General features: G+C 71.1%; 19 protein-coding genes and 2 pseudogenes. 11 read left to right on the forward strand and 10 right to left on the reverse strand.

Annotated features, from left to right (window positions below):
* Window positions 1–19: 19 nt before the first annotated feature.
* The 9 genes and pseudogenes from G4Q83_RS17740 to G4Q83_RS17780 form a co-directional block, all read right to left on the reverse strand.
* On the reverse strand, window positions 20–862 hold the full coding sequence (locus tag G4Q83_RS17740) for a p-hydroxycinnamoyl CoA hydratase/lyase (RefSeq protein ID WP_128420363.1): 843 nt from the start codon (window positions 860–862) through the stop codon (window positions 20–22).
* 70 nt (window positions 863–932) lie between these two features.
* Window positions 933–2,402: pseudogene (locus G4Q83_RS17745) on the reverse strand (benzaldehyde dehydrogenase).
* Between the two features lie 38 nt (window positions 2,403–2,440).
* On the reverse strand, window positions 2,441–3,208 hold the full coding sequence (locus G4Q83_RS17750; protein WP_128420362.1) for a coniferyl-alcohol dehydrogenase: 768 nt from the start codon (window positions 3,206–3,208) through the stop codon (window positions 2,441–2,443).
* Between the two features lie 16 nt (window positions 3,209–3,224).
* Entirely contained in the window at window positions 3,225–4,223 is a 999-nt protein-coding gene (locus G4Q83_RS17755; RefSeq protein WP_128420366.1) for a SphA family protein, read from the reverse strand.
* A 146-nt stretch (window positions 4,224–4,369) separates the two neighbouring features.
* Window positions 4,370–4,885 carry a MarR family winged helix-turn-helix transcriptional regulator gene (locus tag G4Q83_RS17760; protein WP_128420361.1) on the reverse strand — a complete coding sequence of 172 codons (516 nt, stop codon included), beginning with the start codon at window positions 4,883–4,885 and terminating at the stop codon, window positions 4,370–4,372.
* A 335-nt stretch (window positions 4,886–5,220) separates the two neighbouring features.
* Complete coding sequence (locus tag G4Q83_RS17765) at window positions 5,221–6,531, reverse strand: MFS transporter (RefSeq protein ID WP_128420360.1); 1,311 nt, start codon at window positions 6,529–6,531, stop codon at window positions 5,221–5,223.
* Between the two features lie 28 nt (window positions 6,532–6,559).
* Window positions 6,560–7,444: a type I 3-dehydroquinate dehydratase gene (gene aroD / locus G4Q83_RS17770; RefSeq protein WP_128420359.1), complete on the reverse strand. Its 885-nt coding sequence runs from the start codon at window positions 7,442–7,444 to the stop codon at window positions 6,560–6,562.
* A gap of 62 nt (window positions 7,445–7,506) precedes the next feature.
* Window positions 7,507–8,841, reverse strand: coding sequence for a carbohydrate porin (locus tag G4Q83_RS17775; RefSeq protein WP_246432159.1), 1,335 nt, complete (start codon window positions 8,839–8,841; stop codon window positions 7,507–7,509).
* Window positions 8,842–8,846: 5 nt separating this feature from the next.
* The gene (locus tag G4Q83_RS17780; protein ID WP_128420358.1) at window positions 8,847–10,355 is read right to left on the reverse strand and encodes a right-handed parallel beta-helix repeat-containing protein; all 1,509 of its coding nucleotides are present in this window, start codon (window positions 10,353–10,355) and stop codon (window positions 8,847–8,849) included.
* 377 nt (window positions 10,356–10,732) lie between these two features.
* On the opposite strand from G4Q83_RS17780, the gene G4Q83_RS17785 reads away from it, so the two are divergent.
* The 8 genes and pseudogenes from G4Q83_RS17785 (at window position 10,733) to G4Q83_RS17820 (ending at window position 19,542) form a co-directional block, all read left to right on the forward strand.
* Window positions 10,733–11,284: a gamma carbonic anhydrase family protein gene (locus G4Q83_RS17785; protein WP_128420357.1), complete on the forward strand. Its 552-nt coding sequence runs from the start codon at window positions 10,733–10,735 to the stop codon at window positions 11,282–11,284.
* A 128-nt stretch (window positions 11,285–11,412) separates the two neighbouring features.
* A pseudogene (locus G4Q83_RS24290) lies at window positions 11,413–12,324 on the forward strand (DUF2167 domain-containing protein).
* 226 nt (window positions 12,325–12,550) lie between these two features.
* Complete coding sequence (locus G4Q83_RS17795; RefSeq protein ID WP_128420356.1) at window positions 12,551–13,237, forward strand: RDD family protein; 687 nt, start codon at window positions 12,551–12,553, stop codon at window positions 13,235–13,237.
* Window positions 13,234–14,247, forward strand: coding sequence for a stage II sporulation protein M (locus tag G4Q83_RS17800; protein ID WP_128420355.1), 1,014 nt, complete (start codon window positions 13,234–13,236; stop codon window positions 14,245–14,247). Before G4Q83_RS17795 ends, G4Q83_RS17800 begins: the two co-directional genes overlap by 4 nt.
* Entirely contained in the window at window positions 14,237–15,910 is a 1,674-nt protein-coding gene (locus tag G4Q83_RS17805; protein WP_128420354.1) for a DUF4129 domain-containing protein, read from the forward strand. The genes G4Q83_RS17800 and G4Q83_RS17805 overlap by 11 nt, the downstream gene beginning before the upstream one ends.
* Window positions 15,907–17,088 carry a DUF4350 domain-containing protein gene (locus G4Q83_RS17810; protein ID WP_128420353.1) on the forward strand — a complete coding sequence of 394 codons (1,182 nt, stop codon included), beginning with the start codon at window positions 15,907–15,909 and terminating at the stop codon, window positions 17,086–17,088. The genes G4Q83_RS17805 and G4Q83_RS17810 overlap by 4 nt, the downstream gene beginning before the upstream one ends.
* Entirely contained in the window at window positions 17,085–18,077 is a 993-nt protein-coding gene (locus G4Q83_RS17815; RefSeq protein WP_128420352.1) for an AAA family ATPase, read from the forward strand. Before G4Q83_RS17810 ends, G4Q83_RS17815 begins: the two co-directional genes overlap by 4 nt.
* A gap of 166 nt (window positions 18,078–18,243) precedes the next feature.
* Complete coding sequence (locus G4Q83_RS17820) at window positions 18,244–19,542, forward strand: DUF58 domain-containing protein (protein ID WP_128420351.1); 1,299 nt, start codon at window positions 18,244–18,246, stop codon at window positions 19,540–19,542.
* Window positions 19,543–19,787: 245 nt separating this feature from the next.
* Here the strand turns inward: G4Q83_RS17820 and G4Q83_RS17825 are convergent, their stop codons facing one another.
* A complete protein-coding gene (locus G4Q83_RS17825; RefSeq protein ID WP_128420350.1) occupies window positions 19,788–19,979 on the reverse strand; it encodes a hypothetical protein in 192 nt (63 codons plus the stop codon).
* A gap of 273 nt (window positions 19,980–20,252) precedes the next feature.
* Here G4Q83_RS17825 and ilvD point away from each other — a divergent pair, with 273 nt between their 5' ends.
* From ilvD to pcaD, 3 genes are all read left to right on the forward strand, one after another.
* The gene (ilvD, locus tag G4Q83_RS17830; protein WP_128420349.1) at window positions 20,253–22,091 is read left to right on the forward strand and encodes a dihydroxy-acid dehydratase; all 1,839 of its coding nucleotides are present in this window, start codon (window positions 20,253–20,255) and stop codon (window positions 22,089–22,091) included.
* Between the two features lie 856 nt (window positions 22,092–22,947).
* The gene (locus tag G4Q83_RS17835; RefSeq protein ID WP_128420348.1) at window positions 22,948–23,436 is read left to right on the forward strand and encodes a nuclear transport factor 2 family protein; all 489 of its coding nucleotides are present in this window, start codon (window positions 22,948–22,950) and stop codon (window positions 23,434–23,436) included.
* A 306-nt stretch (window positions 23,437–23,742) separates the two neighbouring features.
* Window positions 23,743–24,522 (forward strand): 3-oxoadipate enol-lactonase, encoded by a 780-nt coding sequence (pcaD, locus tag G4Q83_RS17840; RefSeq protein ID WP_128420347.1) that lies wholly within the window; start codon window positions 23,743–23,745, stop codon window positions 24,520–24,522.
* The last annotated feature ends 10 nt before the right edge of the window (window positions 24,523–24,532 follow it).

Raw genomic sequence — 24,532 nt, forward strand, 5'->3', positions numbered from 1 at the left:
CATCGCGGCCTCGCTGTGGTCAGGCGTCGCGGCGTTGCCGGGACAGGTCGTAGGCGCCCAGGCCGGGCTTGTAGGTCTTCTCGTCCAGGAACTGCTTCAGGCCTTCCTTGCGGCCGTCGTTGTCGTAGCTGTTGGCCGCCTCCTGCGCGCGCACCAGGTAGTCCTCGGCGTTCTCGTAGGTCATCTCGCGCACGCGGCGGACCACGTCCTTGGTCGCCTTCAGCGCCACCGGATTCTTCTTCGACAAGGCCCGCGCCACCTCCGCCACGCGCGCGCGCAGGCGCTGGCCCGGCAACGCCTCGTTGACCAGGCCCCACTCGGCGGCGGTGCGGCCGTCGATCGGTTCGCCGAGCATGGCGTGGTACATCGCGCGCCGGAACGACAGCAATTCCGCCGCCACCTTGGAAGCGCCGCCACCGGGCAGGATGCCCCAGTTGATCTCGGACAGGCCGAACTTGGCCTCCTCGGCGGCGAAGGCCAGGTCGCAGGCGAACAGCGGGCCGTAGCCGCCGCCGAAGCACCAGCCGTTGACCATCGCGATGGTCGGCTTCTGGTACCAGCGCAGGCGCCGCCACCAGCCATAGCTCTCGCGCTGCGCCTTGCGCGTGCCGGCCAGGCCATGCGCCTCGGTGTCGCGGAAGTATTCCTGCAGGTCCATGCCGGCGGTCCAGGCGCTGCCCTCGCCGCTCAGCACCAGCACGCGCACATCGTCGCGGAACTCGAGCGCGTCCAGCACCTCCATCATCCTGCGGTTGAGCGCCGGACTCATCGCGTTGCGCTTCTCCGGGCGGTTGAATTTCACCCAGGCCACGCCGTCCTCGACGGCATAGGCGACGGTGTCTTGTTCGGTGTTGCTGCTCATGTGTGGATCACCTTCAGCGGGGGAAGAATGGGGACTCCCTTCTCCCGACGGGAGAGGGGCTTTTTCCAAATCAAAACGGGTACTGCGGCACCGCATCCTTGATCGTGACCCACTGCCATTGGGTGTACTGCTCCCAGTCGGCCGGGCCGCCGACGCTGGTGCCGTTGCCGGAGGCGCCGGTGCCGCCGAACGGGTTGACCACCTCGTCGGCTACGGTCTGGTCGTTGATGTGCAGCAACCCGGTGTACAGGCGTTCGCCGATCGCCAGCGCACGGCCCACCGAGGCCGAGATCACGCCCGCCGACAGGCCGTACTCGGTGCGGTTGGCCAGTTCCACCGCCTCGTCGTCGCTGTCGAAGACGATGATGTTGGCGACCGGCCCGAACACCTCTTCCTCGAACGCGCGCATGCCCGGCTGTACGTTGGACAGCACCGTCGGCGCGTAGAACAGGCCATCAAAGCTGTCGCCGGCCGCGACCACCGCGCCGGCCGCGACCGAGGCGGCGACGATGTCCGCGATGTTCTGCAACTGGCGCTGGTCGATGATCGGCCCCAGCGCGACCTGGCCGCTGGCCGGGTCGCCGACCGGCAGGTGCCGCGCCTTCTCGGCCAGGCGCCGGGTCAGCTCGGCGGCGATGCCGCGCTGGACCAGCACGCGGCCGGTGGCCATGCAGATCTGGCCCTGGTGGAAGTAGGCGCCGAAGGCGATCGCCGAGACCGCACGGTCCAGGTCCGCGTCCTCCAGCACGATCAGCGCGTTCTTGCCGCCCAATTCCAGCGCGACCTTCTTCAGGTGCCTGCCGGCCAACTCGCCAATCTTGCGGCCGGCCGCGGTGGAGCCGGTGAAGGCGATCATCGGCACGCCGGGCGCCTCGACCAGCGCCTGGCCGGCATCGGCGCCGCCAGGCAGCACGTGCAGCAGGCCCTTGGGCAGGCCGGCGGCGGCCAGCACCTCGGCGATGACGAAGCCGCCGGCATACGGGGTGCGCGGATCGGGCTTGAGCACCACCGCATTGCCGACCGCCAGCGCCGGCGCCACCGAGCGCAGCGACAGCACCAGCGGGAAGTTGAACGGCGAGATCACGCCGATCACGCCCAGCGGCAACTGCCGCGCCAGGCTCAGGCGGCCCGGCACGCTCGGCAGCACCTGACCGCTGGCATGCAGCGGCATCGCCGCGGCGCGATGCAGCACCACGATCGCCTCGCGCACCTCGTGTTCGCCCTTGGCCAGGATGCCGCCGGTCTCGCGCGCGATCAGCGCCGCGGCGGCGGGCGCCTGTTCCTGCAGGATCGCCGCGGCGCGATGCAACACCGCGGCGCGCTCGCGCGGCGGCGTCGCGGCCCAGGCGCGCTACGCGGCGCGCGCCTTCGCCACCGCGGCGCCAACCTTGGCCGGCCCGGCCTTGCCGACCGAGTACAGCGGCTGGCCGGAGCCCGGTTCGATCACCTCGAGGGTCTGCGCCGCGGCGATCCAGTCGCCGTCGAACAGCGTGCCCTGCCAGGTCGCGGCATGGGCCAGGGGAGTGCGGGTGACATTCATGGCGCGTGGTCTCGGAAAATGGACGGGAGAACGAAGGGTCAGATCGCGGTGGCGGCCAGGCCGCCATCCACCGGCAGGTTGACGCCGTTGATCCAGCGCGCGGCATCGGAGGCGAGGAACACGATCGCCTCGGCGACCTCGTCGGCATAGGCCGGGCGCTTCATCTTGCCGGCGTCGGCCTGGATGCGCTGCGGCCCGAGCATGGTCACGAAATCGCCGAGGATCGGCGTGAACACCGGGCCGGGCGCGACGCTGTTGACGCGCACGTCGTGGCCGGCGAACCAGTCCTGCGAGCGCAGCGCGCTCCACACGATCAGCGCTTCCTTGAAGTACTGGTAACAGGCGGCCTGCGCCACCGGATGCGCCTGCAGCCAGCGTTCGCCGGCGGCGTAGTCGGGGGTCTGCGCCAGTTCGCGATGCACATCCAGCCGTTGCGGCCATTCCGCGCCGAGGATCGAGGCGACGTTGACGATGCCGCCGCCGCGCGTGATCCGCGGCAGCAGCGCCTGGCTGAGATGGCGCAGGCCGAGATAATTCACCTTCGCCACCAGCGCCACCGGCGCGGTGCCGGGCACGCCGGCGATGTTGGCCAGCGCGTCGATGCGCTCGGGCAATTGCGCCACCAGCGCATCGATCGCGGCCGGATCGCCGAGGTCGGCCTGGTGGAAACCGTCCAGCGTCATGTTGACCGGGTTGCGGTCCACGCCGATCACGCGCGCGCCATGGAAGCGCGCCAGCCGCGCCACCTCGCCGCCGATGCCCGAGGCCACGCCGGTCACCACGAGAGTCTTGTTGAGCAGGGTCATGAGAAGGAAATCCGGTTCAGAACACGTGGATGTACTGGAAGTTGACGTTGTTGCCGGAGGCGGCGTTCTTCACCTCCACCGGCAGGTACACATTGGCATTGAGGATGTTGTGCGCATCGATCCGCCACGACGCGCCGGGGCCGAGATAGAACTGGCTCTGCTTGGTGTCGGCCACGCGCTCGCCGTTGCTGCGGTTGTCGCGCAGCTGCTTGAGGTAGTAGCCGTTCACGCCCAGCCGGAACGCCGGGGTCAGCGCGTAGGAGCCGGTGAAATTGACCCAGAACGCATCGCCGGCCCGGCCGTTGCGGAACGCGAAGCCGGCCAGCTGCGGCGCGTTGGCGGCCTTGTCGGCGCGGAAGTTGTAGAGGTAGTTCAGGCGTGCGCTGAGCTCCCACTGCGGCGTGGGCAACACGGTGAACGCCCAGCTCGGGATCAGCGACCAGTAGCCCGAGCTCTGGTTGAGATCGCGGTGGCGATCGAACTTGCCGACCGGCGCGATCGCGTCGAACTCGAAGCGCTGGATGAACACCGGACGCCCGTCGCGCATCGTCGGCAGCATCTGCAGATACGGGCCGAAAGTGATGTCGCCCAGGCCGACGCCGTTGTCGCGCAGCCGCGCCGGGCTGTCGCTGGCGAACGAGGCGTGGAGGTCGACCAGCGGCGCCAGCGCGTTGAGGCCGAGCACGCCGCCGAACAGCTTGTACGGCGTGGCGTAGGCGAACTGGGTCAGCAGCAGCGTGGAGCCGATGTCGGTGCCGCGGAACGCCGGCACGTCGTTGCCGCGCGCGTCCTCGATCGCGTCCAGGTGCGTGTAGCGTGCGTATTGCACGATTCCCCAGCCTGGCTCGGTGCGGGTGAAGCCATCCAGGAAGCTGGTGCCGCCGGTGTTCAGCCCGTTCGGCAGCTGCACCGTCTGCGGCACGCTCTGCGCCCAGGCCGGGGCGCCGGCAAGCGAGAGCAGGAGGGCGAAGGCGAGATGCCGCGGACGCGGCGTTGCGGGGACGGCGGCGGACATGCGACTCACGGCGAGGGTTCTCCTGGACAGGATGGAACGGCCGAGCGCGGGGGGGAGAAGAACGCCGCACGCGCTGCACGCGCCGGCCGGGGCACACGGCAGCGTGGAGCGGGACGCGGCGGGGCGGCGCGCAGGCGCCGCGGGAATCAGGTCGGTTCGATCCTGTCCAGCAGGTCGAGCAGGCGCAGCAGCGAGCGCCGTGCGGACGGCCCCAGGGCCTGCAGCAATCGCGCCTCCATCTGCTGCACCGCGGCCTCGGCCTCGTCCAGCAGCGCCTTGCCGGCCGCGGTCAGATGCAGATGCTGCATGCGCCGGTCCTGGCGTCCGCGCACCTGACGCAGCAGCCGGCGCTTGATCAGCCGCGCGATCACGATCGCCAGGCTGGGCGGGGAGACGTCGAGCACCTCGGCGAGCTGGCGCTGGTTGGCGCCGCTGTTCGCATCCACCAGCACCAGCACCGAGAAGTCGACCGGCTTGAGTTCGTAGGCGCGCACGCAGTCCAGGAACATCCGCCGGATCTGCAGCTCGCTGCGGGTCAGCCGGAAGCCGAGCAGCCGGGTCAGCCGGGCCTGGTCGATCGATTCGGCCGGCGCGCTGCTGTCGGGGAGTTCCGTGTTGCTCAAGGGCGGTGTGCCATGTGCGGGAAGCGGTGCACACAGCATAGCGCAGGCGTTCGCCGGTCCCCGCCGCCAGCGGCGCGCGGCGGCATGGCGCCGCCGCCGCACGCACCGCGGGCGCCGGCATGGCCGGCAAGAACGACGCACTGCCTCGCTGCTGCATCCGCATCCTCCCGGATCCGACCACACGCCATGGACACCGCGGCTTCGGACTGGTGCGCAACCGCTATGGTCCGATCCGTCCCGCGCCGGCAACCCGGACCGGGCGCCGCACGCTTCCGTTACTTGAAATAATAGTTATTTATCATAATCATTATGGAAAGCTGCACTGCAGCATTCGGCAACCTGTCCTGGCGCCGCCGCCAGGCCGGCGCCCGGGCTCAGCGCGCGCTGCGTTGCAACAGCAGACAGACCGCGGCGGCCAGCAGCAGCGGCACCGCGCAGACCACGTACAGCGTCGACGGCGTCCAGCCGCGGTCCACCAGCAGGCCCACCGTCAGCGGCGACAGGATCGCGCCGAGCCGGCCGATGCCGATCGCCCAGCCCAGCCCGGTGCTGCGCACCTGCGGCGCGAACACCGCCGGCGCGGTCGCGTACAGGCCGGCCATCGCCGCGAACAGCGCCGCGCCGATCACCAACGCCACCGGGAAGGCGATGCCGAGCCGGGTGTTGAAGCCGGCGAACAGCGCCATGCCCAGCCCGGCCAGCAGCAGGCTGACGACGGTCAGGCGCGACAGCGGCAGGCGCGAGGCCAGCCAGCCGAACAGGCTGCCGCCGACGATGCCGCCCAGGTTCAGCAGCACCCCGCCGGTGATGCCCTGCTGCGCCGAGACGCCGGCGGCGACCAGCAGCTTGGGGGTCCAGCTGAGCACGAAGTAGAACGCGAACATGTGCAGGAAGAACGCCAGCGCGATCAGCAGCGCCGGCCTGCGCAGGGTGCCGACGAACAGCGCCGCGTAGCCCTGCCTGTCGCCGATGGCGCGCACCGGCAGCGGCGGCAGTTCGGCCAGCGGCGCCATCCGCATCCGCGCCAGCAGCGCGTTGAGCCGCGCCAGCGCGCCGGGCGGGCGCCGCGCGACCAGGAAGTCCAGCGACTCCGGCAGCCAGCGCAGCACCAGCGGCACGCACAGCAGCGAGGCCGCCGCGCCCAGCAGGAACACCGCATGCCAGCTCCAGCGCTCGAGCACGAACGCGGCGATCAGCCCGCCCAGGGTGGCGCCGACCGGATAGCCGGTCGCCTGCAGCGCCACCGCGGTGCTGCGCCACTTGGCATCGGCGTACTCGGCGGTGATCACGCCGACGCTGGCCAGCATGCCGCCGATGCCGACGCCGGTGAACACCCGCAGCAGCCCGAGCTGCCACGCATCCTGCGCCAGCGCCGACAGCGCCATGCCCACGGTCAGGATGCCCAGGCACCACAGGATCACCGCGCGCCGCCCGATGCGGTCGGCCAGCGGCGCCAGGAACAGCGAACCGATCGCCATCCCGACCAGGCCGGCGCTGAGCATCAGCCCCAACACCTTGCCCGACAGCTGCCAGTCGCCGGAGATATGCGGCGCGGTGAACGCCATCACCATCACGTCGAAGCCGTCGAGCATGTTGAGCAGCACGCAGATCGCGATCGCGATCCACTGGAAGCCGCTCATGCGCTCGAGCACGACGGAGGATGGCGCGGCGGCGGCGTGGCTCATGGCGGAACTCCTGGGTGGCGGGATCGGCTCAGCGCGCGGCGCTGGCGGCCTGGTGGATCGTGTCGAGCACTTCGCGCAGCCGGCCGACCTCGACCTGCCCCGGCGCCGAGGCCTTGCCGAGCATGCCGAAGGTCAGCACCTGGCCGAAGGTCTCGCCGGACAGGCGCGAGACCACGCCGGTGCCGCCCATCGCCATGGTCAGCAGCGGGCGGTCGTTGCGGCGGCGCAGCTGCCAGGTGGCGTCGAGCAGCTTGAGCACGTCGCCGGCATCGTGCGGCATCACCGCGATCTTCAGCACGTCCGCGCCCAGCGCCTGCTGGCGCTGCAGGCGCGCGACGATCTCGGCGGTGTCGGGGGTGCGCTCGAAGTCGTGGCTGGACATGACCACGGCCACGCCGGCGGCGTGCGCCTGCGCGACCAGCGCCTGCACCACTGCCGCATCGCGGAACATCTCCACGTCCAGCAGGTCGGCGAAGCGCGTCTTCAGCAGCGTCGCATAGAGCTTGCCATAGTCGGCGTCGGCGATCGGCTTGGCGCCGCCCTCGGCCTTGGTGCGGAAGGTCAGCAGCAGCGGCTTGCCGTGCAGGGCCTTGGCCACTTGCGGCCCCAGCCGCGCCAGCGCCTTGCGGTCGAGAGCGATGTCCAGATAGTCGATGCGCCATTCGGCGATGTCGGTATCGGCATTGGCGGCGATGCGCGCGGCCTGCGCCAGCGCCTCGTCGGCGGTGGCGGCGGTGATCGGCACGATGGTCTTGGGCGCGCCTTCGCCGATGCGCACCCCGCGCACGTCGAGCACCTTGGTCGGCGGCAATGTCGTTGCCGCCGCAGCGGACTGCGCCGACGCCGGCGCCGCGGCCAGGATCAGCAGCCCGGCCAGGGCGGCGGCGCAAACGCGCGACGGGAACAGGGTCATCGGAACACCTCGTGGAAGCGATGGAGGGCGCAGCGCAGCGCGCCGGGACGCGGCGGCCTGCATCAGAACGTGACCTTGGCCTGCAGGCCGACCACCCAGGCGTCGTCGGTCTGGCGGTAGGCGAAGGTGCCGGGATTGACCATGTACTGCACATCCGGCCGCAGCATCAGCCAGGGCGTGGCCTGGAAGCTGTAGGACAGTTCGTACAGTTCCTCCGCCCCGCTCAGCGCGTACAGCGGCGAGTCCGCCGGCACCCCGACCTCGACCAGCCAGGCGCGGCGCGCATCGACCAGCGTGCGGTTGATGTCGCCGCCGACATAGCCCAGCGCGATGCGGTCCTGGCTGCGCGCGCCGATGCCCTGGTAGATGCCGCCCAGCGCGTACCAGCGGCGGATCTGCGCGGTGGCGCGGTCGGACTGCATGTATTCGCCGAACACGCTGAAGCCGCGCGCCGGATCGGCCGTCTCGCTGTACAGCTTCTGCTCGGCCAACAGGTAGGCGCCGTGGCGGCCGGTGGCGTCGCGGCTGTCCAGGCCCTTGCGCGGCACGCGCGAGGCGTCGTAATAGCCACCGAACGTGTACATGCCGGCGTGGCGCGTGCCCTTGCCCGGGGTCCAGGTCAGCTCGACCGGGAACAGCCCGCCGGTGGTGCCGCCGACGAACGGGCGGAACGCGTTGTGCACGTTGTCGCCGGCCAGGTTCGGGTTGACCTGGAACCAGCCCACGCGCAGGTTCAGCGCCGGACTCACCTGCTGCGCGACTTCGCCGCCCCAGCGCGCCACCGGGTAGTTGTACCAGCCGCTGTTGCCGGACATCGCCAGCGGATGCGCACAGAACGCGGCATTGACGACGCTGGTGCCGGCGCCGAGCAGGCCGAACTGGTTGCCCATCGCGTAGTAGCCGAGCTTGAAGTAGGTGCCGCCGGCGAACGTCTGGTCGTAGCTGAACTCGGACAGGCGCGTGTACTGGCCGCCATAGGCTTCCTGCACCGGGAAGCGGTTGCCGATCAGGTCCACCGAGGCGCTGCGGCCGCGGCGGTCGTTGAGGGTGAAACGGAAGGCGCCGCCATCCCAGCCGGCGAGCTTGCCCATGTCCAGGTCCAGCCCCAGCCGCAGCTGTTGCGCATAGCGCGCGCCCGTGCGGCCGTAGCCGCCGTCGGTCACGCCCAGCGCTTCGCCGACGTAGTCGCCGCGGACGCTCACTCCGTTCGCAGCCCAGGCGCTGCGCGTGCCGCCCCAGTCGCCGGTGAGAGTGTTGCCGGCGTAGGCGTTGGCGTTGGCCGCGGACTGCGCGGCGGCCGCGGCGGGCAGCGCCAGCGGCACGGCGACGAGCAGCAGGCGGGATGGACGCGGCGATGCGGACATGCGGAAACGCTTGCTGGGCGGAAGCAGGGTCATGGCGATCAACGCAGCAGCGCCAGCGGCGCGCTCAGTGGCGAGGTCGCGCCGTCGGCGCTGGTGACGGTGGCGGTGAGGTTGGCCAGCTCGGCGCTGTCCGGCGGCAGGCAATAGCGGAAGCGTGCATGGCCGTCGCCATCCACCACCGCGTCGAGGCGGCCGAGGTAGCGCTCGGCCTCGTCGCTGCCGGCGGCGCGGTTGCCGAATACCTCCACCGTGTAGCGGCTGCGCGGGGTACCGGCGAACTCGCCCTGCAGCTCGCGCTGGCCGTCGCCGCCGCGCAGCCCCAGCAACCGCGGCGGCGCCTGGCCGTGGTTGGGCGCCGGCTGGCAGTCCGTGGTCTCGCCGGCGGCGCAGATCCTGGCGCACCTGGACGGATCGGTGTCCACGCCGAGCCCGTGCGAGCCGACGAAGCTGGCATGCTCCAGCCCCGGCACGCCGAACACGATCGCGCCGCGCGGCTGCCCCGGCACGCAGGCGCCACCGGCTTGGCAACGCTCGATCTTCAGGCCGTTGCCGGTCAGCAGGTTGGCGGTGAAGCGGTTGGCCTCGCTGCGTGGCTGCGGGCGCACCGCGATGCCGATGCCGTTGCCGCTGAGGGTGTTGCCGTCGACCACGTTGTCGCGGCCGCTGATGCTGACCCCGATCGAGTTGCCGGTGAAGGTATTGGCGGCGATGGTGTTGCGGTTGCCCCAGTTGATCTGCAGCCCGTCGGAGTAGTTCTCGAAGCGGTTGCGCAGCACGCTGTTGTCGTTGCCCCACAGGATCTCGATGCCTTGCGACGGCTCGTGATTGGCGTCGGTGGAGCGGAACAGGTTGTCGGCCACCAGGTTCCAGGCCGCGCCACGGGTCAGTTCCAGACCGTCGCCGTTGTCGATGAACTCGTTGCGCACGATGCGGTTGTGCACCGTGGTGGTGGCGGTGGACTGGCCGCTGCCGTCGTCGCCGGTCAGCATCACCCCGGCGCCGCCCTTGTTGGCGACGATGCGGTTGTCGTGAATCTCGTTGCCCCTGGCGCGATTGATCAGCACGCCGATGCAGAAGTTGCGGATCTCCAGGCCGCTCAGTTCCACGCCCTGGGTGTCGCGCAGCACCAGCCCGGGCAGCGTGGTGGCGCGCACGTTGGCGCCGAACTGGCCTTTCTCCGCGCCGGGGCAGGCGTCGGTGCCCTTGCCGCGCACGTAGGCCGAACCGTCGATGACGATGTACTGCCCGTCCACGTCGCGCGCGCTGCCCACGATCTGCACCGGGCCCTTGATCTCCGGCAGCGGCGACGCCGGCCGGATCACGTACGGCGGCCGCCCCACCGCGGCGATCTCGATGCGATGGCGGCCCGGCGCCTGGTTGGCGGTGGCGATCGCCCAGCGCAACGAGCCCGGGGCGCCGTCGTCGGCATAGCGGTCCACCGTGAGCACGCTCAACGCCGCCGGCGCCGGCTCGGCCTGGTAGGCGGACACGCACGGCGGCAACACCGCTGCGGCCAGCAGCGCACACCCGGACAACATACGACGCATGGGCACATCTCCGCACAAGGACGTTGATCGGCGCCGCCACGCGGCGCGCACTCCCGGCGGTCATCCCCTGCACCCGACCTCGGCACGCAAGTGCCGCCCTCGCCACGTCGGGGATGGAACGCTGGAACGAGAGGCAAAGCTAGTTTTATCGCACTGCATCATTCAAGTGCGAATATCGATTTTGTGTGCGGTAATCGGATAAAGTGGTCGTTGCGGGGGGGGATGCTTGCTGTTGTCGGGACTCGGGATCGGGGACCGGGGACCCGGAAAAGGGGGGGAGCCGTTGGTCCGGGTTGTGCGGGTCCTTGATGGGCAGGCGCTATCATCGGCGCGCGCTGCGATCTGGCGCATGCCCCGCCCGATCGCCGGAGACTGCCGTGAACCCGATCCGCCCGTTCCTGGACAAGACGCCGCAGCTGGGCGCACGCGTCTACGTGGATCCGGCCTGCACCGTCATCGGCGACGTGGTGCTGGACGAGGACGTGTCGGTGTGGCCGGGCACGGTGATCCGCGGCGACGTCAACCACGTGCGCATCGGCGCGCGCAGCAACATCCAGGACGGCACCATCATCCACGTCAGCCACCACAGCCCGTTCAACAAGGCCGGCTGCCCGACCCTGATCGGCGCCGACGTGACCGTGGGCCACGGCTGCATCATCCACGCCTGCACCATCGAAGACCTGTGCCTGATCGGCATGGGCGCGTGCATCCTCGACGGCGCCACGGTGAAGCAATACGGCTTCGTCGGCGCCGGCGCGGTGGTCGGGCCGGGCAAGACGGTCGGCGAGCGCGAGCTGTGGCTGGGCAATCCGGCGCGGCTGGCACGCACGCTCAGCGACAAGGAAGTGGAAAGCCTGCACTACTCCGCGCAGCACTACGTGCGGCTGAAGGATCGCTACCTGGGCATGGCGGCGCCGGCGCCGCAGTAGACCGCAACGGTGCACGCGCCGGCGCCAGCCGCGCGCGACACGGTGGGCGGCCGCACGACTGGCGCGGCATGGCGCTTTGCGCGACACTGCGCGCCTCTGGCGCGAGGACGCCACCGAATGGATTCGCGATGACCAAGACACGTCCGCTGCGCGGCCTGCTGGCCGCTTTCCTGCTTGCGCTGGGCGCCAGCGCCGGACCGGCCGTGGCCGCAGACGGCATGACCGCCGAACAGTTCGTCGCCTCGCTGCATTTCCAGGACGGGCACATCGCCATGCCGCAGGCCAAGGTGCATTTCGACCTCAACCACGACTTCCGCTATCTGGGCCAGGCCGACGCGCGGCAGGTGCTGGAGGCAAGGGCCTGTTGACGCAATGGGGATAGGCCCTTGGGGCAACCCGCCCGACGACACCGTTCTCGGCCTGATCGTGCCGCGCCAGCCCGCGCTCGACGAGAAGGGCAGCTGGGCGGTGGTGGTCACCTGCGCCGACGACGGCTACGTGTCCGACGAGGACGCCAGCAAGATCGACTACAAGGACATGCTCGCGGACATGCAGAAGGAGACCCGCGAGGAAAACACGCAACGCAAGGAAGCCGGCTACGGGAGCGTGGACCTGATCGGCTGGGCGGTGCCGCCGCGCTACGACGCTGCGAGCAAGAAGCTGTACTGGGCGCGCGATCTGGCGTTCCAGGGCAACCAAGGCCACACCCTCAACTACGACATCCGCGTAATCGGCCGCCACGGCGACCTGAGCCTCAACGCGATCGCCGGCATGGACGCACTGCCGCAGGTGCGCGCCGGCATGCGGCAGTTGCTGCCGATGGCCGAATTCGACAGCCGCGCGCGCTACGCCGACCACAACCCGTCCACCGACAAGATCGCCATGGCCTGGCCACGCTGATCGGCGGCGGCCTAGCGGCCAAGGCCGGCCTGGTCCTGGCCAAAGCATGGAAGCTGGTGGCGCTGGGGCTGATGGCGCTGGCCGGCGGCATCGGCAAGCTGTTCTCCGGCCGCAGGCGCGACGGCGGCACGGTGCGCTGAGCCGCCCGCGCGGCGTGCCCGCCGCGCCGCGGTGGTCATCGCGAGCAGCATCCGCCGCCGGCGCGGCGGCGGCGGCCGGCTGGGCAATTGGCGCCGCGCCGGCTAAAGTCGCGGTTCGGAGCAGGACGCAGTCGAGATCACGCATGCCGCCACAGGCAGCCGGCCGGACGGAAGGACGGCCTCCCTACATCGCAGGCGCACAGGCGCGCCGCGCCGCAACCCGGCGATGAGCGGCATGCTCGACACCTACCGTGAAGTGATCACGCCCGAAGGCGTGCCGCTGCATCTGCCGGCCGCCGGCGCGGTGCCGCGCGCGCTGGCCTGGCTGATCGACCTGGCGGTGCGGTTCGGCGTGCTGACCCTGATGGGCATGCTGCTCGGCATGCTCGGCGGCTTCGGCCAGGGTCTTTACCTGGTGGCGATGTTCCTGGTGTTCTGGGCCTACCCGATCGTGCTCGAAGGCTGGTTCGGGCAGACCCTGGGCAAGAAGGCGCTGGGCCTGCGCGTGGTCTCGCGCGACGGCGCGCCGGCCGGGTGGATGGCGGCGATCACCCGCAACCTGCTGCGCACCGTGGACATGCTGCCGTTCGGCTACGCCATCGGCCTGATCGCCTGCCTGTTCGACGCGCATGCGCGGCGCCTGGGCGACATGGTCGCCGGCACCCTGGTGATCCACCAGGCGCCGCGCCACGAGGCGGCGCTGCCGCCGATCGCCAGCGCGGTGGCGCCGCCGCGCCGCCTGCTGCCGGCCGAGCAGGCGGCGTTGATCGCCTTCGCCGAGCGCGCGCCGCGGCTGGCCCCGGCACGGCAGCTGGAACTGGCGACGCTGGCGCTGCCGTTGACGCAGACGCCCGGCCAGGCCGGCGTACTGCGGCTGTACGCGATGGCCAACTGGTTGCTGGGGCGGCGATGAGGCAGGAGCAGTTCATCGCCCGCCACCAGCACGAGTGGCAGGCCTTCGAAACCTGGCTGCAGACGCATGGACGCAAGGCCGCCGGGTCCGCGGCGGACGGCGCCGCGGACCCGGCGCGGCTCGCCGACGAGGACGTGCCGGCACGCTACCGGCGGCTGTGCCAGCAGCTGGCGCTGGCCCGCAAGCGCGGCTACAGCGCGCTGGTCACCACGCGCCTGCAACAGCTGATGCAGCAGGGCCACACCACGCTGTACCGGCCGCCGCGGCCGCGCTGGCGGCGCGCGGCCGAGTTCCTGTTCGCCGATTTCCCGCAGCTGGTGCGCAGCCAGGCCGGCTGCATGGCCGCGGCCACCGCGCTGTTCCTGGTACCGCTGGTGACGATCTTCGTGCTGCTGCAGTACCGGCCGGAACTGATCCACGGGCTGCTGGATCCGATGCAGGTCGCGCAGATGGAGCGGATGTACGACCCGGCCGCGACCGCGCACAAGCTCGGCCGCGACAGCGGTGACGACTGGCAGATGTTCGGCCACTACATCATGAACAACATCAGCATCGGCCTGCGCACCTTCGCCAGCGGCCTGCTGGCCGGGCTCGGCACGGTGCTGGTGCTGCTGTTCAACGGCGTCACCATCGGCGCGGTGGCCGGGCACCTGCACCAGATCGGCTACGGGGTCACGTTCTGGCGCTTCGTCGCCGGGCATGCGCCGTTCGAGCTGACCGCGATCGTGATCGCCGGCGGCGCCGGCCTGCAGCTGGGCCTGAAGCTGCTGGCGCCAGGCCGGCGCCGGCGCATCGATGCGCTGGTCGAAGGCGGCACCATCGGCGCCAAGCTGTGCCTGGGCGTGGCCTTCATGCTGCTGGTCGCCGCCTTCATCGAGGCGTTCTGGTCCTCGATCGGTACGCTGCCGGCGTGGGTGAAGTACGGCGTGTCCGGCCTGCTGTGGACGCTGGTGCTGGTGTGGCTGTGGCGCGGCGGACGCGGCGCGGCGGAGGCCGGCGATGCGGATTGAGCGGCTGGACGTGGTGCTGCGCGCGCGCTCGGCGTGGGAGGCGATGGAGTTGGGCAGCGCGCTGGTGCGCCGCCATGCCGGCGCGATCTGGAAACCGTGGCTGCTGCTCACCGTGCCGCTGTTCGCGCTGCTCAATCTCGGCGCCTGGGCGATCGACCAACTGTGGCTGGCCGGCCTGCTGCTGTGGTGGCTGAAGCCGGTGCTGGACCGGATCCCGCTGTTCGTGATCTCGCGCGGCGTGTTCGGCGACGTGCCGCGCGTGCGCGACACGCTGCGCGCGCAATGGGGCTGGGGCTGGGGCACGCTGTTCGGCTACCTGACCTGGCGCCGGCTGAGTCCGGCGCGCAGCGTGTTCATGCCGCTGGAGCTGCTCGAAGGCGCCAGCGCCGAGCAGCAGCGGCAGCGCCGCCGCAGCCTGGGCGGGGCGGTGTACGGGCACGCGCTGCTGCTGGCCGGCGTGTGCTGGCATTTCGAGGCGATGCTGTGCCTGGCCTGCATCGCCGCGATCCTGATGTTCGTGCCGGTGGACCTGCTGCCGGAAACGGTGCGCGCAGCCTGGGCGCTGGTCGGCGAGGAGAATCCGCTGTGGGCCGACATCGGCCTGAACGTCTTCGGCTGGCTGGCGATGACGCTGATCGAACCGTTCTTCGTCGGCGCCGGCTTCGGCCTGTATCTCAACCGGCGCACCGAGATCGAGGCATGGGACGTGGAAATGGCGCTGCGCCGATTGCGCGAGCGGCTGGCCGGGGCCGCGCCGCTGCTGGTGCTGGCCGTGGCCCTGCTCGCTGCGCCGGGCGCTGCGCTGCGCGCGCAAACCGCGTCGCCGGGCGCCGCCAACGACGCGGTCGCGGCCGAGCCGCATGCGCATCCCGACCCGACGACGCGACAGGCGCAGCGGGCCGCCGGCGACGGCGACGCCATCAAGGCCCCCGAGAAGGAGCAAGACGCCAGCGAGGACGACGCGAACGCGCCGGTCGCGCTCGACGACGTCTTCGACACCGTGCCCGCCGCCGACGCGCGCTTCGACCGCGCCGCCGACCGCGCCTACGAAGACCCGCTGCTGTCGGGCAAGCGCAGCATCGGCTACTGGAAGAAGCGCGACCGCAACGAGGACGAGAAGCCGCCCGACGCCGACAAGACCGATCCGCGCTTCGGCCAGGCGCTGTTCGCCAGCGTGGCGCGGGTGTTCGCGTTCGCCGGCGAATGGGGCATGTGGCTGCTGGCCGGCATCCTGCTGCTGGTGCTGCTGCTGACCATGAAGCACTGGCTGCCGTGGATGCGCGGCAGCGTGCGCCGCCGCGCCCCGGCCGAGGCGCCGGTGGCGCAGGCGCCGGTGCTGCCGACCGAGCCGCTGCCGGACGACGTGGCGACCATCGCGCGTCGCCTGTGGGCCGAGGGCCAGCACCGCAACGCGCTGGCGCTGCTGTACCGCGCCAGCGTGCAGACCGTGTGCGAACGGGCCAATCTGGTGCTGCCGCCCGGCGCCACCGAGGCGCAGTGCCTGCGCGCCTCCAAACGCCTGGCGGAGGAAGCGGACCGCAGCCTGTTCGCGCGCATGGTGCGCACCTGGCAATACGCCGCCTACGCCGGGCGCCTGCCCGACGACGACGACTTCGCCGGCCTGCTCGATGAACTGCAGCGACAGTACCGGTGGCGCGCGTGAACAGCGGCACCCGCAATGCGCTGATCTTCCTGGTCGGGCTGCTGGTGACGAGCGTGCTCGCCGCCTGGTTCCTGGGCCGCTACGAACGCGCCGAACGCGAACTGGCGCTGCCGCCGCGCGGCGAGGCCGCGTACAACCCGCTGTACGCGCTGCGCCAGACCTTGCGCGCCGATGGCGTGCGCGCCGAGTCGCGGCAGCGGCTGGACCTGGCGGCGATGCGCCTGCAGCCGCACGACAGCGTGCTGCTGCTGGGCGACCCGCGCACGCTGAGCAAGCCCGACAGCCAGGCGCTGCTGGCCTGGGTCGCGCGCGGCGGGCACCTGATCCTGCGCACGCCGGCGGCCGACGGCGACGACAAGACCACGCTGCCGATCTTCGATGCGCTCGATGTCGGCCTCGAGGACGGCAGGCCGGACGACTGCCTGAAGCTGGCCATTCCCGGGCAGCCGGAGCACAGCGAGTTCTGCAACGGCCGGCGCTTCCAGATCGACGAGGACGCGGCCAGCAACTGGTGGGGCGGCAACGAGGACTACGCCTACGCGCGCCTGCCGCACGGCGACGGCAACGTCGACGTGCTGGCGGAGATGGATTTCCTGCAGAACGGCGGCAGCGGCAACCGCGTGCGCGACGACGCGCTGGATGCCGCGCCCGCCCCGCCCAGCGGCGGCATGCGCGACGTGCCGCACCGCCTGCTGGCGCGGCAGATCCTGGCGCCCAACTACGGCCATGGCACCGTGTACCTGGTCTACGCCGCGGAACTGCCGTCGCTGTGGCGCACGCTGTTCACCCGCGGCTGGCCGGCCTGGCTGCCGGCGCTGCTGATGCTGCTGGCCTGGCTGTGGTCGCGCATGCAGCGCTTCGGCCCGCTGCTGGCCTCGCCGGCCGGCGACCGCCGCTCGCTGCTGGAACACGTGCGCGCCAGCGGCGAGCACCTGTTCCGCTACGGCAAGGCGTCGCTGCTGTACGCGGCGATGCGGCAGGCGTTCCTGGCGCGGCTGCGGCGGCGCGCGCCGCTCGCCGCCGCGCTGCAGGGCCCGGCCCAGGCCGCCGCCATCGCCGAACGCCTGAACCTGCCGGCGGCGCAGATCGAACAGGCGCTGCAGCCGCCAGCGCCCAAGCAACACGCCGCCTTCCGCGATCGCATTCGCCTCCTCGTCCAGATGAGAAACCAGTTATGACCACCGCACCCGCCGATTCCGTCGCGCCGCTCGCCGGCCCCGCCCTGATCGAACGCGTCGAGGCGATCCGCGACGCGGTCGGCCAGGCCTTCATCGGCCAGCCGGAGGTGCTCGAGCAGATCCTGACCGCGCTGCTGGCCGGCGGCCACGTGCTGATCGAAGGCGTGCCCGGGCTGGGCAAGACCCTGCTGGTGCGCGCGCTGGCGCAGGCGCTGGAACTGAACTACGCGCGCGTGCAGTTCACCCCGGACCTGATGCCCAGCGACGTCAGCGGCCACGCCGTGTACGACCCCAAGACCGAGAGCTTCAAGATCCGCCGCGGCCCGGTGTTCACCCACCTGCTGCTCGCCGACGAGATCAACCGCGCCCCGGCCAAGACCCAGTCGGCGCTGCTGGAAGTGATGCAGGAAGGCCAGGTCACCATCGAGGGCAAGCCCTTCCCGCTGGCGCCGCCGTTCCTGGCCCTGGCCACGCAGAACCCGGTCGAGCAGGAAGGCACCTATCCGCTGCCGGAAGCGCAGCTGGACCGCTTCCTGCTGAAGATCCTGATCGACTACCCGCAGCTGGAGGACGAGAAGCGGATGGTGGAAGCGGTCACCACCGGGCGCAGCGCCGGCGACTTCGACCTGTCGCAGGTGCCGCGCGTGCTCAGCGCCGCCGACGTGGTGGCGATGCAGCTGGGCACCGCGGCGATCGCGGTGGACCCGCAGGTGATCGACTACGCGGTGCGCATCGTCGCCGCCACCCGCAGCTGGCCGGGCATCGCGCTCGGCGCCGGCCCGCGCGGCAGCATCGCGCTGATCCGCGCCGCGCGCGCGCAGGCGGTGCTGTCCGGCCGCGACTTCGTCACCCCCGACGACATCCGCGACATCGCCAAGCCGGCGCTGCGCCACCGCATCACCCTGGCCCCGGAACTGCAGATCGAAGGCCAGCGCGCCGACGACGCGCTGGGCGCGCTGCTGGCGAAGGTGGAGGCGCCGAGAAAATGATCTGCATCGGGACTCGGGACTCGGGACTGGGGACTCGGAACAGCACGGCGGTGCGAGGAACCTCGCTGCGCCACGCGTCCCATGACGCATGCCATGCCCGCACTCCATCCGCCACGACCCGGCGCCGAGTCCCCAGTCCCCAGTCCCCAGTCCCGGCCAGTTCCCGATGAGACCCGCCCCGCCACTGCTGGCCTTGCTCGGCCTGTGGGCGCTGTGCGGCGTGGCCACGGCGCTGGACCTGCTGCCGCTGTGGCCGTGGCAGGCGCTGGGTGCGGCAATTGCCGCCGGCGCCGCGCTGGATGCATGGCGGCTGTGGCGCCGGCCCACGCCGCAGCTGCACCGCGAACTGCCCGAGGCGCTGCCGCTGGGCGTGGAACGCGAGGCCGGGCTGCGCATCGACAGCGCGCGGCGGCTGACGCTGGACGTGTTCGACCTCGTCCCCAGCGGCTGGCAGCAGCAGGGCCTGCCGCGGCGGCTGACCCTGCCCACCGCCAGCCAAACCCACCTGACCTACCGGCTGCGCCCGACCGCGCGCGGCCGCTTCGACTTCCCCGGCACGCACCTGCGCCTGCATTCGGCCTGGCGCCTGTGGCGGCAGCGGCGCGTGGCCGGCCTGGCGCAGACGGTGCGCGTGTATCCGAACTTCGCCCCGCTGACCCGCTTCGCCCTGTTCAGCGCCGAACAGGCCTCGCGGCTGATCGGCGCGCACCTGAAGCGGCGCCGCGGCGAAGGCACCGACTTCCACCAGATGCGCGAGTACCGCCTCGGCGACAGCCTGCGCCAGATCGACTGGAAGGCCACCTCGCGCGCGCGCAAGTTGATCTCGCGCGAGTACCAGGACCAGAAGAACCAGCAACTGCTGCTGCTGATCGACACCGGGCGGCGGATGATGGCCAGCGAACGCGGTCTGTCGCACTTCGACCACGTGCTCAACGCCGCGCTGGTGGTGTCGTACCTGGCACTGCGCCAGGGCGATGCGGTCGGGCTGATGGCCAGCGGCGGCGACGCGCGCTGGGTCGCGCCCCAGCGCGGCATGGGCGCCGTCGATGCGCTGCTGCGCGCCAGCTACGACCTGCAACCGCGGGCGGTGGCCACCGACTACCTGGCCGCGGCGACGGAACTGTCGCTGCGCCAGCGCCGCCGTTCGTTGGTGATGCTGGTCAGCAACGTGCGCGACGAGGACATCGAAGACCTGCTCGCCGCGGTGCGGCTGCTGCGACGCCGGCACCTGGTGTGCGTGGCCAGCCTGCGCGAGCGCGCGCTGGATCAGGCGCTGGCGCAGGACGTGCGCGACCTGCCGCAGGCGCTGCAGGCCGGCGCGGTGGCGCGCTACCTGCAACAACGCGGCGACGCCCACGACGCGCTGCGCAGCCACGGCGTGATGGTGCTCGACGTCACCGGCGAGGAACTGCCCGGCGCGCTGGTGGAGCGCTACCTCGCGGTCAAGCGCGACGGTTTGCTGTAGCGCGGCGCCGGCCGACGGCGCGGCCGGCACGCCTGCACGGCGGTGCACTGGATGCGCGTTCGCGGCGGCGCCCCCGCGCCGAGCGCACGACCTGGCGCAGCGCGGCACCGGCCGATCGCCGCTGCCGAGCGCGCGGGCGCAATCGGCTGGCGTCGGTCAATGGCGGGAACGCGGCGGCGGGCGCGCCGCCGCGCCGGATCGCCGGCACTACGGCCACGCCTGGCCCGCGGTACGCCCGGCACCCGCTACGCCGTGGGCGCCGGCAGCTGCTCGTACTCGCCCAGCAGCTCTTCCAGCGCCTGGATCGCGCCATCGATGCGCGACAGCATGTTCTGCAGTTCGCGCTGCCGGGCCTCCATCTCCTGCAACCGGGCGTGGCCGGCACAGCGCTCGTCGTTCAGCGCCTGCAATCGTTGCGCGATCGAATGGCGGTCCAAGGCGCGGCTCCCGGGTGGAGTCGGCCATGACGGGCCCGAGGCCTGGACAGGCGGCGGCCCGGATCGCGCCGCGGCGCCGGCCGGCCTGGTGCTGCCGGGCGGCATGCGCAAGGCGCCGGTTCATCGGCGACGGGGGCAGCCGCGCAGGCAGCGTGATACCGTGACGGGCGGCCCTCCACCATGGGCAAGAAGGTTGCAACTGCAACCCTTTCGCGCCCGCCGCGCCGATGTCTCCCGCCAGTTCCCCGCCGCCTTCCAGCCGTCCACGCCCCCATGCCCGACTACCGCTCCAAGACCTCCACCCACGGCCGCAACATGGCCGGCGCGCGCGCGCTGTGGCGCGCCACCGGCATGCAGGACGCCGACTTCCACAAGCCGATCGTCGCCATCGCCAACTCCTTCACCCAATTCGTGCCCGGCCACGTGCACCTGAAGGACCTCGGCCAACTGGTGGCGCGCGAGATCGAACGCGTCGGCGGCGTGGCCAAGGAATTCGACACCATCGCCGTGGACGACGGCATCGCCATGGGCCACGACGGCATGCTGTACTCGCTGCCCAGCCGCGAGATCATCGCCGACTCGGTGGAGTACATGGTCAACGCGCATTGCGCCGACGCGCTGGTGTGCATCTCCAACTGCGACAAGATCACCCCCGGCATGCTGATGGCCGCGCTGCGCCTCGACATCCCCACCGTGTTCGTGTCCGGCGGGCCGATGGAAGCGGGCAAGACCAAGCTCGCCGACCACAACCTGGACCTGATCGACGCGATGGTGATCGCCGCCGACCCCAACGCCTCCGACGACAAGGTCGCCGCGTTCGAGCGCAGCGCCTGCCCCACCTGCGGCTCGTGCTCGGGCATGTTCACCGCCAACTCGATGAACTGCCTGACCGAGGCGCTGGGCCTGGCGTTGCCCGGCAACGGCACCGTGGTGGCCACCCATGCCGACCGCGAACAGCTGTTCCTGCAGGCCGGACGCACCGCGGTGGAACTGTGCCACCGCTGGTACGGCGCCGAGGACCCGACCGCGCTGCCGCGCGGCATCGCCACCTTCGAAGCGTTCGAGAACGCGATGACCCTGGACATCGCGATGGGCGGTTCCACCAACACCATCTTGCACCTGCTCGCCGCCGCGCAGGAAGCCGAGGTACCGTTCACCCTGCGCGACGTCGACCGCCTGTCGCGGCGCGTGCCGCAGCTGTGCAAGGTCGCGCCCAACATCCAGAAGTACCACATCGAGGACGTGCACCGCGCCGGCGGCATCCTCGCCATCCTCGGCGAACTGGCGCGCGGCGGCCTGTTGCACACCGACCAGCCCACCGTGCACAGCCGCCGCCTGGCCGACGCCATCGCGCAGTGGGACATCACCCGCACCGGCGACGCCGCCGTGCATACCTTCTACAAGGCCGGCCCGGCCGGCATCCCCACCCAGGTCGCGTTCAGCCAGGCCACGCGCTGGCCGAGCCTGGACACCGACCGCAGCGGCGGATGCATCCGCGACGTCGCCCACGCCTACTCGGCCGAGGGCGGCCTGGCGGTGCTGTACGGCAACATCGCGCTCGACGGCTGCGTGGTTAAGACCGCCGGCGTGGACGCGGCGATCCACGTGTTCGAGGGCAGCGCCAAGGTGTTCGAGAGCCAGGATGCGGCGGTCAAGGGCATTCTCGCCGACGACGTGGAGCCCGGCGACGTCGTGGTGATCCGCTACGAAGGCCCCAAGGGCGGCCCCGGCATGCAGGAGATGCTGTACCCCACCAGTTACCTCAAGTCCAAGGGCCTGGGCAAGCACTGCGCGCTGCTGACCGACGGCCGCTTCTCCGGCGGCACCTCCGGCCTGTCGATCGGCCACGCCTCCCCGGAAGCGGCCGCCGGCGGCGCCATCGGCCTGATCCGCGACGGCGACCGGATTTTGATCGACATCCCCAAGCGCGCGATCAGCCTACTGGTTGCCGACGAAGAACTGGACGCCCGCCGCGCCGAACAGGACGCCAGGGGCTGGAAGCCCGCGCAGCCGCGCGCGCGCAAGGTCAGCACCGCGTTGAAGGCGTATGCGTTGCTGGCCACCAGCGCGGACAAGGGCGCGGTGCGCGACAAGGCGATGCTGGAGGGGTGAGCGGCGATTGGATCGGCCTCTACAACCGGCAACGTCCACGCCAGGCGCTGAAGATGACGACCCCGGATGCGCGGCGGATGCCGCTGCACTGACCGCATGACCTGTGTAGAAACCGGTGGGTCGTTACAGTTCTTCTATAGGCCTCGTTGCAGGCACGCCGCACGACCTGGCCAGCGTCGTTGGTCGTCGATGACGGGCGACCAAGACGGTCGGTACGGACATGGCAGACCTTGTCCGCACGCACCATGCCCACCCGTCGCCCCGAACCGCAGATAGTCGCTCCAGCTGGACGACGATTCCCTTTCCGCCACGAGCTGGTTCTGCCCGGCGAAAACGTAACTCGCCAAGCTGCCATCGGCGCGCAGCTTGCCGCTGCATATGTCAGCGCCGAAGTAAAAGGGCAGACTCAACTCGCAAGTGCAGCACCCAACTGAATGCAAGGTGTTGCGATGGGCAAACGGTACAGTCGTTTGTTCAGAAGCACGCGCGGTGCTGCAGGTCGAGCGCGATCGGGGAGACGCGCTTGCGCACCATCGGTCGGCGCCCTGGGCGTAGTCCTTCGACGCCGAGCCGCGGTTCGGCGCTTGGCCGCTGCGGTGTACGGGGCGCACGCAGCCGCGGTGGGCGATCGGCGGCGGCGCCAGCGCAGCGTGCGGGCGCGCCGTGGCACGGCCTTGTTTCAGCGGGTCCATGACCCCCTGGCGTATGCGCGCCGGTCTGCCCGGCAGATCGCGGCCAGACGGCGCGCCATGCATCCCGACGACGCCAACCAGCGTACCAGCCACGAGACGAATCACCTTTCGGTAAGCGAAAGGCGCCTGCGACGAATCCACTTCCCCCCACTGGAGCCATCGAAATGAAAATCCGCCTGCATGTGTGCCTGTTCGCCTTGCTACTCGCGCTCCCGGCCGCTTCCGCGTTCGCGCAAACTGCGGTCGTCGCCAATCCCAACCACCAGCAACTGCTGCAGGGGTCGGATCGGCGGACCACGGCGAACAAGCGCCTGGTCTACGACTTCTGGCGCATCGTGTTCGAAGCCGGGCATACCGAATACGCGCCGATGTACATGGCCAAGGACTATATCCAGCACAATCCCACCGTCGCCAATGGCCGCGATGCGTTCCTGCAGTTCCTGACCGCGTTCGTCGAACCGCAGCCGATCCAGCCGCGCGTGCGACTGCCGCTGGTGGCGATCCTTGCTCAGGGCGACGACGTGACCCTGGTATCGGTCCGCACCTTGCCCGATCCGAAGGATACGACCAAGACCTATACGACCACCTGGTTCGACATGTTCCGCATCCAGAACGGCAAGATCCAGGAGCATTGGGATCCGGCGACCAAATGACGGCGGCCCGGGCGCAAGCCACGGCAATGCTTCGCCATGCGGCACACAGCTGGGTGCGCCGCTGCAGTGGCCGGCGCGTGCCGCTGGCGCGCCCACCTGCCGCTGGCGCGCTATGCCAACCCAGGGACTGCGGTGTAGCGCACGCATGAGCAAGACTGGCCCGCGCCGCCAGGGGGCGGCGCGGGCCAGTTCCTGCGATGACGGTCCAGTCATGCGTAGCTGTCGAATTCCGGTGGCCGGCAAGGGCGCTAGACTCTGGTTGCGGCCGATGGTCGCGCGCCTCTCCTGCTTGCCGACATCGCCGCCATGCCCTTGCTCGAACTTCCCACACATCGCCTGCACTACCGCATCGACGGCAGCGACGGCCGTCCATGGCTGACCTTCTGCAATTCGCTCGGCACCGACCTGCACATGTGGGACGCGCAGATCGAGGCGTTGGCGCCGTACTACCGCGTGCTGCGCTACGACCGCCGCGGCCACGGCGCCTCGAGCGCGGCGCCGGGGCCGTACCGGATCGCGGACCTGGCCGGCGATGTGCTGGCCTTGCTCGACGCACTGTCGGTGCAGCGCACCCATTTCTGCGGCCTGTCGATCGGTGGGCTGACCGGGCAATGGCTGGGCATGCACGCCGGCGCGCGCCTGCACACATTGAGCGTATGCGCGACCGCCGCCAAGATCGGGACCGAGGACGGCTGGCAGGCGCGTATCGCCCAGGTTCGGGCCGAGGGGCTGGCGGGGTTGCTCGCCGGCACCCGCGAGCGCTGGTTCACGCCGGCCTTCGTCGACATGCAGCCGGCGGCGGTCGAGGCGATCCTGGCCACCTTCCTGGCCACCGATGCGCAGGCCTACGTGGCCTGCTGCGAGGCGGTGGCCAGCGCCGATTTCCGCGGCGCGCTGGGCGCGATCGCCACGCCGCTGCTGGCGCTGGCCGGGCACGACGATCCGGTGTGCCCGGCCGAGGGCCTGCAGGCGATCGCCGCGCAGGCCGCGCGCGGCAGCTTCGCCCAGGTGCATGGCCGCCACCTGTGCAACCTGGAATCGCCGCACGCCTTCAACGACGCGCTGCTGCGCTTCCTGCTGCAGTAGTCCCGGACGC

This window comes from Xanthomonas theicola (genome assembly GCF_014236795.1).
Taxonomy (GTDB): domain Bacteria; phylum Pseudomonadota; class Gammaproteobacteria; order Xanthomonadales; family Xanthomonadaceae; genus Xanthomonas_A; species Xanthomonas_A theicola.